At 70.8% G+C, this 13,971-nt stretch carries 9 protein-coding genes, 4 tRNA genes and 1 pseudogene; 4 read left to right on the top strand and 10 right to left on the bottom strand.

Translation table 11 applies throughout. The features are described from left to right. Window positions 1-275: 275 nt before the first annotated feature. On the bottom strand, window positions 276-1,370 hold the full coding sequence (locus WJM95_RS15330; RefSeq protein ID WP_339130303.1) for a Glu/Leu/Phe/Val dehydrogenase dimerization domain-containing protein: 1,095 nt from the start codon (window positions 1,368-1,370) through the stop codon (window positions 276-278). A gap of 222 nt (window positions 1,371-1,592) precedes the next feature. Between WJM95_RS15330 and WJM95_RS15325 the strand changes: the two genes are divergently transcribed. Both WJM95_RS15325 and bldC read left to right on the top strand, forming a co-directional pair. Continuing rightward, a complete protein-coding gene (locus tag WJM95_RS15325) occupies window positions 1,593-2,441 on the top strand; it encodes a hypothetical protein (RefSeq protein ID WP_339130302.1) in 849 nt (282 codons plus the stop codon). Between the two features lie 544 nt (window positions 2,442-2,985). Continuing rightward, entirely contained in the window at window positions 2,986-3,192 is a 207-nt protein-coding gene (gene bldC, locus WJM95_RS15320) for a developmental transcriptional regulator BldC (protein WP_003949541.1), read from the top strand. Between the two features lie 467 nt (window positions 3,193-3,659). On the opposite strand, the gene WJM95_RS15315 is transcribed toward bldC, so the two are convergent. The 9 genes and pseudogenes from WJM95_RS15315 to WJM95_RS15275 form a co-directional block, all read right to left on the bottom strand. Further along, a complete protein-coding gene (locus WJM95_RS15315) occupies window positions 3,660-3,857 on the bottom strand; it encodes a DUF6274 family protein (protein WP_339130301.1) in 198 nt (65 codons plus the stop codon). A 253-nt stretch (window positions 3,858-4,110) separates the two neighbouring features. Next, window positions 4,111-4,185: transfer RNA gene (locus tag WJM95_RS15310), tRNA-Asp, on the bottom strand. Between the two features lie 95 nt (window positions 4,186-4,280). Continuing rightward, window positions 4,281-8,258, bottom strand: coding sequence for an ATP-dependent RNA helicase HrpA (gene hrpA / locus WJM95_RS15305; RefSeq protein WP_339130300.1), 3,978 nt, complete (start codon window positions 8,256-8,258; stop codon window positions 4,281-4,283). A gap of 302 nt (window positions 8,259-8,560) precedes the next feature. Then, window positions 8,561-8,815 (bottom strand): annotated as a pseudogene (locus tag WJM95_RS15300) (hypothetical protein); the annotation flags it as partial. Window positions 8,816-8,994: 179 nt separating this feature from the next. Next, a tRNA-Phe gene (locus WJM95_RS15295) sits at window positions 8,995-9,071 on the bottom strand. Between the two features lie 24 nt (window positions 9,072-9,095). Continuing rightward, window positions 9,096-9,170, bottom strand: a tRNA-Asp gene (locus WJM95_RS15290). Between the two features lie 50 nt (window positions 9,171-9,220). Beyond that, window positions 9,221-9,293 (bottom strand) — tRNA-Glu (locus tag WJM95_RS15285). Window positions 9,294-9,373: 80 nt separating this feature from the next. Further along, window positions 9,374-10,966 carry a metallophosphoesterase gene (locus WJM95_RS15280; RefSeq protein ID WP_339130299.1) on the bottom strand — a complete coding sequence of 531 codons (1,593 nt, stop codon included), beginning with the start codon at window positions 10,964-10,966 and terminating at the stop codon, window positions 9,374-9,376. 144 nt (window positions 10,967-11,110) lie between these two features. Beyond that, window positions 11,111-11,461, bottom strand: coding sequence for a metallopeptidase family protein (locus WJM95_RS15275; RefSeq protein WP_339130298.1), 351 nt, complete (start codon window positions 11,459-11,461; stop codon window positions 11,111-11,113). Between the two features lie 163 nt (window positions 11,462-11,624). Between WJM95_RS15275 and WJM95_RS15270 the strand changes: the two genes are divergently transcribed. Together WJM95_RS15270 and WJM95_RS15265 are read left to right on the top strand one after the other, a co-directional pair. After that, on the top strand, window positions 11,625-12,872 hold the full coding sequence (locus WJM95_RS15270) for a serine hydrolase domain-containing protein (protein ID WP_339130297.1): 1,248 nt from the start codon (window positions 11,625-11,627) through the stop codon (window positions 12,870-12,872). A gap of 194 nt (window positions 12,873-13,066) precedes the next feature. Continuing rightward, window positions 13,067-13,588, top strand: a complete 522-nt coding sequence (locus WJM95_RS15265) for a hypothetical protein (RefSeq protein WP_339130296.1) — start codon at window positions 13,067-13,069, stop codon at window positions 13,586-13,588. Window positions 13,589-13,971: the final 383 nt, after the last annotated feature.

Raw genomic sequence — 13,971 nt, 5'->3', positions numbered from 1 at the left:
CGACGGCCCCAGAGTCTTGACACGCGTTCATGATCTGGAACGGACTCTCCGTGGAGAGACCGGTCCGTAGGGCTTCCACGGTACCTGAGCCCGCGCCCATACGGTACGTCGCCCGCAGCACGCGCCTTCGCCCAGCCCCCGCGAGGTGCCCTGTCCTCGCTGGTCAACCGCGATTTTAACCTCTTCTTGGGCTACGACCCGCCGACGGACGTGAGAGTTCTCTCCCAGCCGCCCGTCAGCGGGTCCCTGACAAGCGCCCACGACCCCGGAAAGGGTCAGTGGCCGCGTGCCTCCGCCATGCGCTGCTCGGCGATCCGGTCGGCCGCCGCGGCCGGCGGAATCCCGTCCTGCTTCGCACGTGCGAATATGGCCAGCGTGGTGTCGAAGATCTTCGTGGCCTTCGCCTTGCACCGGTCGAAGTCGAAGCCGTGGAGCTCGTCGGCGACCTGGATGACACCGCCCGCGTTCACGACGTAGTCCGGGGCGTACAGGATCCCGCGGTCCGCGAGGTCCTTCTCCACGCCCGGGTGCGCCAGCTGGTTGTTCGCCGCGCCGCACACGATCCGGGCCGTGAGCACCGGCACGGTGTCGTCGTTGAGCGCCCCGCCCAGCGCGCAGGGCGCGTAGATGTCGAGGCCCTCGGTACGGATGAGCGTCTCGGTGTCCGCGACGGCCGTGACACCGGAGGGGTGCCGGTCCAGGATCCGCCGCACGGACTCGGCCCGCACATCCGTGATCACGACCTCGGCGCCGTCCGCGCGCAGGTGGTCGACCAGGTGGTGGCCCACCTTGCCGACGCCGGAGACGCCGACCCGGCGGCCGCGCAGCGTCGGGTCGCCCCACAGGTGCTGCGCGGAGGCCCGCATGCCCTGGAAGACACCGAAGGCCGTCAGGACCGACGAGTCGCCCGCGCCGCCGTTCTCCGGGGAGCGTCCGGTCGTCCACCGGCACTCGCGCGCCACGACGTCCATGTCGGCGACGTAGGTGCCGACGTCGCACGCGGTGACGTACCGGCCGCCGAGCGAGGCGACGAACCGGCCGTAGGCGAGGAGCAGCTCCTCGGTCTTGATCTGCTCCGGGTCGCCGATGATGACGGCCTTGCCGCCGCCGTGGTCGAGCCCGGCCAGGGCGTTCTTGTACGACATCCCGCGCGCGAGGTTGAGGGCGTCGGCGACGGCCTCCTGCTCGCTCGCGTACGGGTAGAAGCGCGTGCCGCCGAGGGCGGGGCCCAGGGCGGTGGAGTGGATGGCGATGACGGCCTTCAGGCCGCTGGCGCGGTCCTGGCAGAGCACGACTTGCTCATGACCGCCCTGATCCGAGTGGAACAGGGTGTGCAGTACATCAGCAGGCGCGCCGGTTACGTCGGTCACTGTGGTGACTCCCAGGTAAAAAGCGGCGGTTGGGTGCGGTGCCCGTGCGGATGGCGGGCTCCGTGGGAATGAGACTAGAGCCTGTGCCGACCCGCCCTCGGCGCAGTGTTCAGGATCACCTACGGGCGGGGTGCGGCCGTGGTTCGATTTGCATGGATTTCTGTTCAGGTTCCGATTGGTTCTCGCTGGTTTTCCCGGTGGTCGACGGGGGAGGGAGCAGGCGTGCCCAAGGTGTCCGCGGTGATCGTCCCGTACACGTCGTATCTGCGCGTGTACGAGCCACTGGCCGCGTTCCCCGAGTCCGAGCGCGCCCACTGGACGCGCTACGCCCGGCGCCCCGAGCGCCCCTCGTACCAGGACGAACTGCGCCGCTCGCTGGCCGACCTGCTGCCCACCCCGCCGGTCCCCGTGCCGGTGCACGAGAGCGGTGACGCGTTCGTCGCCGAGGTGGACGGAGTGGTGTGCGTCTGCCCCTGGCGCACCCGGCTGCGTGGCTGGCAGGCCCTGGACGAGCTGGGCGAGGAGCTTCCCGCGTCGGTCCTCGACGCGGTGCTGCCGCCGCTGGTGCGCCGTCAGGCAGCCCTGGACTACGAGCGCTGGCTGGCGCGCAACCCGGACGCCCGTCCGTGGATCCGTACCTCCACCTGGCAGGTGCCGCTGAACTGGTTCGTGCTCGTCACCGACGAGGAGCGGGAGTACGAGAAGGGGGCGGGCCCGGCCGGGGCGCCGCCGCTGCTGCGCTACCGGACGCCGATGGTGCAGGCGCGGCGGCGCACGGCACGGGCGCTGCGCACGCTCAGGGACGCGCTGGACGAAGGGCCGCTCATCGAGGGTCTGGTGGACGTGGGGCGCTGGCTGGAGGAGTTCCACCCGCGCTCGCTGGTCGAGCTGGACTACGGCGGGCTCGTGCACACGCTGCCGGCGGGCGATCTGGAGAGCGACCACTCCGCCGCGGACGTGGCCGAGGGCATCGAGGCGCTGCGCACCGGGGACGGGGCGGCGGCGGGCGAGGCGTACGGCCGGCTGGTGGAGCGCTGGCGGTCTGTCAGGGACCGGCGTTCGGCGAACTGAAATCACCCCGTCCGGTTGTGATCTGGCTCTCACAGGTTTGGGGTCGAACTCGCGTATGGTCCTCACACACTGAAGAACCCTCACGTCCGGGATGTAGAGCCCTATCCGGGCGTAAGCGTCAACGGGTGTCAAGCGTGATGGACGGCACTTACCCGGCTCTTGCATCGCTTCCCCCTCCTCGTGTCAAAATAGGACAAGGAGCCCGGGGGAGGGCTCCCTCCGCCCGCTTTTGGGGGGGAATCTCGGCATTGCACGCTTTTAGGACGTCTGGTGACTCCTGATCGCCCTGTGACTGATCGTCACAGTGGCGTGACTGTCCGCTATGGCATGGTCCATCGGCTTCCGTCGCTGATGAACACCTGGGAGGGCAATTCCATCGGTTTGGCCGACGCGGCTGGACGGATGGTGTAGTTGTAGTGCCGAGGACAAGCCGTTCGTCCTATAACCGACTCGACTCGCGTCCGCCATTTCGGGCAACGCGGGTCAAGGTGCAGAATTTAGAGGAAAGAACCGAGAAGGTTCGGTTCTCCCGAGGAGGCCGCTCATGACCGCTCGCACCCCTGATGCCGAGCCGCTGCTGACCCCCGCTGAGGTCGCCACGATGTTCCGCGTCGACCCCAAGACGGTCACGCGGTGGGCGAAGGCCGGCAAGCTCACGTCCATCCGCACGCTCGGAGGACACCGTCGTTACCGCGAGGCTGAGGTCCGCGCACTGCTCGCGGGTATCCCGCAGCAGCGCAGCGAAGCCTGAGTCACCGCATAACCGGACAAGTCAACGGATCCCCCAACCCGTCGAGGCGTCCACACCACAGCTCCAAGCGACGCGGGTTCTGCCCCAACAGAGCTCACGCCCAAGCGTTTTTGCCAGTTGAACAGGGTGCGTCGTAGATCGCGCTGGACTCCGCCGGGTCCAGCGCGATTTTTTTTGTGCGTTCCGCGGGCCCCCGCGACCTGCCTGTGAGCGGCCTTGTCGGAGTCTGGGGAGGGGTGTCGGATCAGCTGTGGATGTCCTCGACGAGCGGTGCAATTGCACATATTAAATTGACTGGTTGTAGGAGGGGGGTAAGTTCCACACTTCTGAAAACATATGCGGTGACTCCCGTCACATGCCACAGTCCTTGTCCACCGAGAGCCTTCTGCGCTAGGGGAGTTGGGGCCCGGAGGGCTCGCACGGGGCGGGGCGGCGCACCGGGCGGGGGCCGTGGAATCGGGCTCGGGTCACGCCGTCGGGGGGTTTTCGTCCTCCGGGGTGCCCTCGGGGTCCTGGTCGTCGTCCGGGAGCGCTTCCACGGCCATGGCCAGCCGGGCGAGCTGATGGCAGACCGGGCAGTTCCGCGTCAGGTGGCGGTACCCGGAGGCGGCCGCCAGATGGGCTCGCAGCAGAGCCCGGGTCTCGTGCCGGGCGGACACCGCCATGCGCACCTCCAGAGGGCCGGCAGGGCGAGGGCCCTGGATTCCGGGGTACCGGCGGAATGTGACGCCGTCAAGGGACGCGAACGCGCCGCGAGGGAAGCCCTGGAGGCCCCGAGGCGGCCCGTGGCCGTACCCGCAACGGTGCGCGCACGCGAACGCGGGCGGTGGGCGCGTCCCCGCGTGGCCGGTGGGCGCGCGTCCGCGGGGCCGCGCATACGAAAAGGCCCGGAGCTTTCGCTCCGGGCCTTCTCTCATGCGGTCCTGACGGGATTTGAACCCGCGGCCTCCACCTTGACAGGGTGGCGAGCACTCCAAACTGCTCCACAGGACCTTGATTCGCAGCGACTTGTTCGTGCGCCGTGCTGCGAAACAGACTGTACATGAGGTCAGACCCCGGGGTCGAACTCACCACCCGTGGGGGCGCCGTCACGGCACGGCGGCGTCGATCGCCTTCACGATCCGCTTGTCGGAGACCGGGTACGCCGTGCCCAGCGCGTGGGCGAAATAGCTGACCCGCAGCTCCTCGATCATCCAGCGGATGTCCAGGACGGACGAGGGCACGGGCCGGCCCTGCGGCAGCTGCTCCAGGAGCCAGGCGTACTCGTCCTGCATCTCGTGGACCTTCTCCATGCGGCTGGTGTCCCGCTGGGCACCGGTCGGCATCTGCTGGAGGCGCCGGTCCGCGGCGACCAGATAGCGCATCAGGTCCGGCAGCCGCCGCAGTCCCGTCGCCGTCACGAAACCGGGCTTCACGAGGGCGTCCAGCTGCTGTCGTACGTCCGCCAGGTTCGCGAGCAGGACCGGGCTCCTGACGCCCTTCAGGCGGCGCTCACAGGCCTGCCAGGCGGCGAGCACCTGCTGCACCTGCCCGACCGTGCGCACGGTCGTGTCGACGATCTCCGCCCGCACCTTGTCGTACAGCTTGCGGTAGGACTCCTCGTCCCACGCCGGGCCGCCGAAGTCCGCGATCAGCTTGTCCGCCGCCGCCATCGCGCAGTCGTCGAAGAGGGCCTGGACCGAGCCGTGCGGGTTCGCGGACAGGGCGAGCTTCTGGGCGTTGGTGAGCTTGTCCGAGGCGAACTTGCCCGGGTTCACCGGGATGTTGCGCAGGATCAGCCGGCGCGTGCCCTTCCACATGGCCTCGGCCTGCTCGGCCTCCGTGTCGAAGAGCCGCACCGAGACGGTGTTCGCCGCGGCGCCGTCGTCGACCAGCGCCGGGTACGCCTTCACCGGCTGTCCGGCGCGGCGCGTCTCGAAGACCCGCCGGAGCGAGCCGATCGTCCAGTCCGTCAGCCCCGAGCGCTCCAGGGACTCGCCGCCCTCGCGCTCCGCCGTCGCCGCGGCGGCCTGCGAGATCGCCTGGCGCGCCTTCGGCTTCAGCCGGAGCTTGAGGGCTTCCAGGTCCTTGTCCTCGGCGAGCTTGCGGCGCCGCTCGTCGACGATCCGGAACGTGATCTTCAGGTGCTCGGGGAGCCGTGACCAGTCGAAGTCGTCGGCCGTCAGCGGCACGCCGACCATCCGCTTGAGCTCGCGCGCCATGGTCAGCGTCAGCGGCTCCTGGAGCGGTACGGCCCGCTCCAGGAACTTCTGGGCGAAGTTCGGGGCCGGCACGTAGTTCCGGCGGATCGGCTTCGGGAGCGAACGGATCAGCTCCGTCACCACTTCCTCCCGCAGCCCGGGGATCTGCCAGTCGAAGCCGTCGTCCGTGACCTGGTTCAGGACCTGGAGCGGGATGTGGACGGTCACGCCGTCCGCGTCCGCGCCCGGCTCGAACTGGTAGGTCACCCGGAACTTCAGCCGCCCCTGGAGCCAGGAGTCGGGGTAGTCGTCCTTCGAGACCGACCCGGCCCGGTCGTTGATGAGCATCGAGCGCTCGAAGTCGAGGAGTTCGGGCTCCTCGTGCCGCTTGTGCTTCCACCAGGAGTCGAAGTGCGCCCCGGACACGACGTGTTCGGGCACCCGCTGGTCGTAGAAGTCGTACAGCGTCTCGTCGTCGACCAGGATGTCCCGGCGGCGGGCCCGGTGCTCCAGCTCCTCGACCTCGGTGAGCAGCTTGCGGTTGTCGGCGAAGAACTTGTGGTGCGTACGCCAGTCGCCCTCGACGAGCGCGTTGCGGATGAACAGCTCGCGGCTGGCCTCCGGGTCGATCCGGCCGTAGTTCACCTTGCGCTGCGCGACGATCGGCACGCCGTACAGCGTCACCTTCTCGTACGCCATCACGGCGGCCTGGTCCTTCTCCCAGTGCGGCTCGCTGTACGTCCGCTTGAGGAGATGGCCGGCCAGCGGCTCCACCCACTCCGGCTCGACGCGGGCGTTCACGCGCGCCCAGAGCCGCGAGGTCTCGACCAGCTCCGCCGACATCACGAACCGCGGGGGCTTCTTGAACAGCGCCGAACCCGGGAAGATCGCGAACTTGGCGCCGCGCGCGCCCAGATACTCGTTCCTGCCCGTGCTCCGCCCGCTCTCGCCGCCGGTCTCCTTCACGTCCTTCATGCCGATGTGCGAGAGCAGACCGGCGAGCAGGGACACATGGACGCTCTGCTCGGGAGCGTCCTCCTCGTTCAGATGGATGCCCATCTGCTGCGCGACGGTGCGGAGCTGGCTGTAGATGTCCTGCCACTCGCGGATGCGCAGGAAGTTCAGGTACTCCTGCTTGCACATCCGGCGGAACGCGGACGAGCCCCGCTCCCGCTGCTGCTCGCGGATGTAGCGCCACAGGTTGAGGAAGGCGAGGAAGTCGGAGGTCTCGTCCTTGAAGCGCGCGTGCTGCTGGTCGGCCTGCGCCTGCTTCTCGGACGGACGCTCGCGCGGGTCCTGGATGGAGAGCGCGGCCGCGATCACCATGACCTCGCGCGCGCAGCCGTTCTTGTCGGCCTCCAGGACCATCCGGGCGAGCCGGGGGTCGACGGGCAGCTGGGCGAGCTTGCGGCCCATTGGCGTGAGCCGCTTGCGCGCGTCCTTCTCGGCCGGGTCCAGCGCGTTCAGCTCCTGGAGGAGCTGGACGCCGTCGCGGATGTTGCGGTGGTCCGGCGGATCGATGAATGGGAACTTCTCGATGTCGCCGAGGCCGGCCGCGGTCATCTGGAGGATGACGGAGGCGAGGTTCGTCCGCAGGATCTCCGCGTCGGTGAACTCCGGCCGGGCGAGGAAGTCGTCCTCGGAGTACAGCCGGACGCAGATGCCGTCGGACGTACGCCCGCAGCGGCCCTTGCGCTGGTTGGCGCTGGCCTGCGAGACGGGCTCGATGGGCAGCCGCTGCACCTTGGTGCGGTGGCTGTAGCGGGAGATGCGCGCGGTGCCCGGGTCGATCACGTACTTGATGCCGGGGACGGTCAGGGAGGTCTCGGCCACGTTGGTCGCCAGAACGATCCTGCGCCCGGTGTGCGGCTGGAAGACGCGGTGCTGCTCGGCGTGCGAGAGCCGGGCGTACAGCGGCAGGACCTCGGTGAAGCGGTAGTTCTTCTTGGTGATGGCGTCGGCCGTGTCGCGGATCTCCCGCTCGCCCGACAGGAAGACGAGGATGTCGCCCTTGCCCTCGGCCTGGAGCTCCTCGACGGCGTCGCAGATCGCGGTGATCTGGTCGCGGTCCACGTCCTCGGAGTCTTCCTCCAGGAGCGGGCGGTAGCGCACCTCGACCGGATACGTCCGGCCGCTGACCTCGACGATCGGGGCGTCCCCGAAGTGCCGGGAGAAACGCTCCGGATCGATCGTCGCGGAGGTGATGACGACCTTGAGGTCGGGGCGCTTGGGCAGCAGCTGGGCGAGATAGCCGAGCAGGAAGTCGATGTTCAGGGACCGCTCGTGGGCCTCGTCGATGATGATCGTGTCGTACGCGCGCAGCTCGCGGTCCGTCTGGATCTCGGCGAGCAGGATGCCGTCCGTCATCAGCTTCACGAAGGTGGCGTCCGGGTTCACCTGGTCGGTGAAGCGGACCTTCCAGCCGACGGCCTCGCCGAGCGGCGTGTCCAGCTCCTCCGCGACCCGCTCCGCCACCGTACGGGCGGCGATACGGCGGGGCTGGGTGTGCCCGATCATGCCGCGCACGCCCCGGCCCAGCTCGATGCAGATCTTCGGGATCTGGGTGGTCTTGCCGGAGCCGGTCTCACCGGCGACGATCACCACCTGGTGATCGCGGATGGCCGCCGCGATCTCGTCCTTCTTCTGGCTGACCGGCAGCTGCTCGGGATACGTGACGGCGGGGACGCGGGCGCGGCGCTGGGCCGTCCGGGCCTCGCCCTTGGCCACCTCCGCCTCGATCTCGGCGAAGACGGCGGAGCGGGCCTCGGGCTTGCGGATCTTGCGCGCGCCTTCGAGCCTGCGCCCGAGCCGGTGCGCGTCGCGCAGGGGCAGCTCGGCCAGGCGGGCGGCGAGATCGCCGAGGGCGGGGGCGGGGTGCGTAGACATACGCGGTCCAGGATCTCATCCCGGGGAAATCCGTGGCGAACGCTTTTGCCGCGGCGCCCGCGCCCGGGTCCGGGGGCGGTCCTGCCGGGCGGCGCGGGCACGCGACCCGCGGCCGGTCAGGGGGCGCGCTGGCCGGGCGGCGCGGGCACGTCACCCGTGGCCCCGGAGGTTCCGGCGCCGGGTGCGGTGCCCGTGGTCCCGGGGGTCCCGGTGTCCGGTGCGGTGCCCTGGGCCCCGGGGGTCCCGGTGCCGGGCGCGGGAGTCGGGGCCGGGGTGTGCGCCGGCTCCCGCCGCTGCGCCGATCCCAGGGCGATGGACCGGGCGGTGTTGGAGACGGCCTTGATGCCCAGATAGGCGGTGGTCATGCTGCTGACCGCGGTGAACGCGGCGGTGAGCACGCCGACGATCACGGACTTGTCGCCGTCGAGCCGCCAGACCCCGAAGCCCGCGACGCCGACGATGGCGAGGTTGCTCATGACGACCGCGATCAGCCCGTACCGCGCCCGGTCCTTCTCCAGCTCGTTGTCCCGCGCCGCCGCGGTCTCGTCCCGGCCCATGCCATCCCCCCGAAGCCATCCGATCGATCAGCCGTCGATCAGCCAGAGAAGCTAGCGCCGCCCGGAGACGGTGCCAAGGGGGACCGGCCCTCTCCGGCCACTTCCGTCCCATCCGGCCACCCCGTCCCGGGCCCGGGAACGACGAAACCCCCTCCGGTCGTCCGGAGGGGGTTTCGTTCTGGTGGCTGGGGCCGGGGTCGAACCGGCGACCTATCGCTTTTCAGGCGATCGCTCGTACCAACTGAGCTACCCAGCCACGAGACTTCCGAGGAAATCTCAGCGGTCCTGACGGGATTTGAACCCGCGGCCTCCACCTTGACAGGGTGGCGAGCACTCCAAACTGCTCCACAGGACCAAGCTGTTGTGTGCGAAACAAGCGATGCAAGTGTCGCACACGGTGTTGCGTGCCCCCAACGGGATTCGAACCCGTGCTACCGCCTTGAAAGGGCGGCGTCCTAGGCCGCTAGACGATGAGGGCTATCGGCCCGCCTGCGCGCTTCTCAGCGCGTCGGGGACGTGAGAAGCATATGGGATGGCGGGAGGTATCGCCAAAACGGTTTACGGGGAGGTCGCGGAGGGGGTCCCCGAGGGCTGCGGCGAGGGGGTCCCGCCCGGCTGGTTCTCCTCCGCCAGATGACGGCTGACCTCGGCCGACGTGAGGCCCAGGCCGCCCAGCCTGATCTCGTCCCAGGCCTGGAGCCGGTGGGTGTCCCGGTCCATGTACAGGACCGAGGCCTCGATCGGGGCGGGGTACTGGCGCTCGACGGCCCGCAGCCCGCTTCCGCCCGTCGAGCCCTCGACCCGCAGCCGGGTGCCGTACTTCATGACCTCCATCTCCTCGTGGTGCAGATGTCCGGCGAGCACCAAGGGCACCGCGCCGTCCGTCCCGCGGGCCGCGACCGGTTCGTGGGCGACCGCGATGTCGACCGGGGTGCCTGCGGCGCGCTGCTCGCGCAGGGCCGAGGCCAGGCGGGCGCCCGCGAGGTCCTCCGCCGCGTCGCCGCCCGGCACGCCCGCCCTGTCGGGCGTGAACTGGGGGTCGCCGATGCCCGCGAACCGCAGGCCCGCGACCGTGACCGCCCGGCCGTCGTCGAGGACGCGCACGTTCTTCAGGTGTCCGAGATAGCGCTGGGTCTCGCGCGAGTCGTGGTTGCCGCGCACCCAGACGTACGGGGCTCCCAGGTTGGGGATCGGGTCGAGGAAGCTGTTCTCGGCCGCCGAGCCGTGGTCCATCGTGTCGCCGGAATCGACGATGACGTCGATGGCGTACTGCTTCACGAGCGAGGCGACGATCTTCCAGCTCGCCGGGTTCAGATGGATGTCGGAGACGTGCAGCACCCGGATCGTGGTCGGGTCGGGCTCGTACGCGGGGAGCGTGGACGTGACGTCGTACAGCTTCGTCACGTTCGTCACCAGGCGCGCCAGCTCCTTCTGGTAGACGTCGAATTCGCTGACGATGCTGCGGGCGTCGCCGACCAGGGACGGGGCGGAGGCGAGAAGGCCCGAGTACTTCGGCTCCAGGACCGACTTGGGGTTCCAGGTGGCGAAGGCGGTGGCTCCCGAGGCGGCCAGCAGGCTGAGGGCGAGGCCGCCGGCGGCGAGGGCGCGGCCCGGGCGGCGGTAGACCGCGAGGCCGAGGGCGGAGGCGCCGGCGACCACGGCTATGCAGGAGCGGACGGCCAGGTCGAGGGTGCCGTGCTCGACGTCCCGCACGACCTCGTCCTGGAGTCCTGCGAGGCGTTCCGGGTGTTCCACGAGGGCCTGCGAGCGCTCCGGGTCGAGCCGGTCCACGTCCACGTCCAGGCGCAGCGGGGCCTCGTGGCTGTTCAGCTCCAGCGCGCCGAGCGGGGAGATGTTGATCTTCGTGCCGCCGGTGAGGGAGGGGCGCAGGGTCATGGTGGTGTTCATGGGGCCGACCGGGACGCGGACGTCGCCCACGACCAGCAGTCCGAGCCAGGCGCCGAGCAGCACCACGCACACGAGCCCGAAGGCGCGGGCGTACGGGTTCTGCCGGGCGGAGAGTTCGAGTGCCGGGGCCTTGCGGCGGCCGGGGCCGCGCCGCGGGCGGCGGGCGAGCGCGCGCAGCGCCCGTCCGGCGCGGTGGGCCGTACGGCGGACGGTGTCGGGTGCGGCAACGGGGGCGCGGGCCATTTGTCCCGTCTGCCCAGAGGGCGGGGCGGGTATGCGGCGTTCCGTCACCCGTACGCGCGCCCGTCGGCGGGCCGGCCGGCGGTGCGGTCGGCCGACCGGCCGTGGACGGGCGGCGATTCGGCCGGCGGTGCGGCCGTGGTTCCGTCAGCCCCAGCCCAGTTCGTGGAGCCGGTCGTCGTCGATGCCGAAGTGGTGGGCGATCTCGTGGATCACGGTCACGGCGACCTCGTGGACGACCTCGTCCGTGGTCGCGCACCGGCGCAGGGTGGGGCCCATGTAGATCGAGATGCGGTCGGGGAGCACGCCGGCGTACCACTCGCCGCGGTCGGTGAGCGGTGTGCCCTCGTAGAGGCCCAGCAGTTCGGGGTCGTCCGCCGGAGGCTCGTCCTCGACGAAGACGGCGACGTTGTCCATGACCCGGGTCAGCTCGGGCGGGATCCGGTCGAGCGCCTGGCTCACGAGCTCTTCGAAGGTTTCGCGCGTCATCTCCAGCACCCCGCCATTGTCGGGGATGGCGTGCCGGTGGCGGCGGACGAAGGAGACCCGGAGGGGCCGGAACGCGGCGGGGAAACGGGATACCTGCCCCACATGGGGTGTCTCGCACCGGTTTCGGAGTGTTCGGGCGGAAGGCCGCGGACCGTCCGGTGATAGTGCGGGCATGACACGCACCCCCTCCCCGGCCCGCCCGGGCGCCCGCGCCCGCGTCCGCAAGGCCCTCCTGTGCGCCGCTCTCCTCGCCGTCACGGTCCAGACCGCCGCCGTACCGGCGTTCGCCCAGGGGCCGGGACCCGATCGAAGAAGCGACTGCGTGAGGACCGCGAGACCTCTCGGCGGCGAGGCCGCCCAGGTCCTCGCCATCACCAGGAAGGCCAAGGCCGACCTGCGGCTGAAATCGGTGGAGCTGAAGGTCACCCGGGGCGGGCACGAGGTCCTCACCGACGCGCTCGGCGAGTCCATGACCGGTGTCCCGGCCCGGCCCGACATGCACTTCCGCGCCGGTTCGGTGGTCTTCTCCTACGTCGGTACGGCCCTGCTGCAACTGGTCCAGGAGGGCAGGGTCCGCCTGGACGACACCGTCGAGCGCTGGCTGCCGACGCTGCCGAAGGCGAACCGGATCACCCTGCGGATGCTGGCCACCAACACGACCGGGCTGCACGACTACGTCACCGACCCGGCGTTCCTGGCCGAGCTGGAGGCGCACCCGTTCCGCGCCTGGACCCCGAACCAGCTGCTCGCGTACCCCTACAGCCATTCGTTCTGGTACGAGCCGGGCACCAACTGGAGCTATTCGCACGCCAATTACCTGCTGCTGATCCAGGCGCTCGAGAAGATCACCGGCACCCGGATCGACAGGTTCCTGCGGGAGCGGGTCACGGGTCCGCTGGGGCTCCACGAGACCCGGAACAACTTCACCCCGAACATCCCGCGCCCGGTCCTGCACGCCTTCACGTCCGAGCGCGGCCTGTACGAGGAGTCCACCTTCTGGAACCCGTCGTGGACCACCGCGCCCGGCGCCGTGATCACCACGCAGGTCTGTGACCTGGCCCGTTCGGCACAGGGCATCGGCAGCGGCCGGCTCCTCTCGCGCCGCTCCTACCGCACCCTGATCAACCCGGGGACGGTCGGACTCGGCCACCCGACCGCCCGGTGCCCCGCCACGGTCTGCCTTCCGCAGACCGAGGCCAAGCATTTCGGGCTCGGCGTCATCGTGATCAACGGCTGGGTCCTCCAGAACCCGTCGTTCTCGGGCTACGCGGCGATCCAGGCGTATCTGCCGTCCGACCGGCTCGCCATCGCCGTCAACGCGACCAAGACCAAGGACACGCCCGACGGCAACATGGCCGAGGTGGTCGCCCGGCGCATCGCGGCGGCGCTCGCCCCGCAGGCCCCGCTGGCGGTCGGCTGACCCCTCGCGCCTCCCGGACCGCGCCCCGGCACGCGGGAGAGCGGGCCGCGCCCGCGCGCCCCCGGGGCCCGGTTGGGCCCGGGGGGCGCGTGTCCTCCCGCGGGCGGCGGGAGTTGGACGGGGAGAACTCCCGTTTCTCCCCACGCTCCCGGCACCTTCCGAGCGGGGGACACCCCGTTCGGAGGTGGCCGCCCGTGCGCGCCCTGTACGTACCCGCCCGTCTGGCCGCCGCGGTCCTGGCCGTGGCCGCCACCGCGGGCTGCATGAGCGTCGGCGCCGACGCGGGGCGCCCCGAGCCCTCGCACCCGGCGGGCAGACAGGTCGACGGGGCGCACGGCGGCGGGGCCGCGGCGGGAGGCGGCGGGACCGGGTCGTACGGCGGGAAGAGCGGCAAGGGCGGCAAGCACGGCAAGGCCTCGGCGAAGCCCGGGGAGTCCGCCTCCGACGACCCCTCGGCCTCCGCGTCCCCCGGCGCGAAGCCGTCCGCGAAGGCGACGGACAAGGACGCGGGCCCGTCCGAGGACACCGCGCCGCCGGGAGGCGAGCCGACTCCCACACGGACGTCGGCGGAGCCCTCGCCCGAGCCCCCGCCGGCCTCGTCGTCACCGGCGCAGCCCGACCCCGGACCCGCGGAGCCCTCGTCGTCGGCGCACGAGCAGCCGGTGACGCAGCTGATCCAGCGCGAACCGGCCCCCGAGGCGGGTTCGCCGGTGTAGCGGGTGCCGCAGCGGGCGCCGGGGCCTTCCGGTCCGGTGGAACCCCCGGAGCCGGCCGTGGTGGCGCTCGCGGCCGGTGTGGCGGGGTTCACGGGCCCCGGAGCGGTGAATGTGGTCCGTTCAACAGCGCGGTCGGCGCGGGCGAGGTAGCTTTGATGCTGCGAGCGGGTGGCTAAGAATGCACCCTCACCTGCTCGTATGGGGCTCAGTTTGCCTTCATGGGGGAAGGGTGCGTATGGTAGTAGATCGTTTGATCCCATTTGCCCGGCGCCGCCGCAGAGAGCGCCGCGTGGCGCGTACTCTCCCTTGCCGTGGCCGGACCGCATAGAGGCGGTCGTTTGCGACTTCACGGAGTTTGGGCGCGTGCCGAGGAACTCCGGAAG

Origin of the sequence: Streptomyces sp. f51 (assembly GCF_037940415.1) — a bacterium.
Taxonomy (GTDB): Bacteria; Actinomycetota; Actinomycetes; order Streptomycetales; family Streptomycetaceae; genus Streptomyces.
Note: the sequence above shows the minus strand (reverse complement) of the source record. Positions and strands in the feature narration are given on the sequence as shown.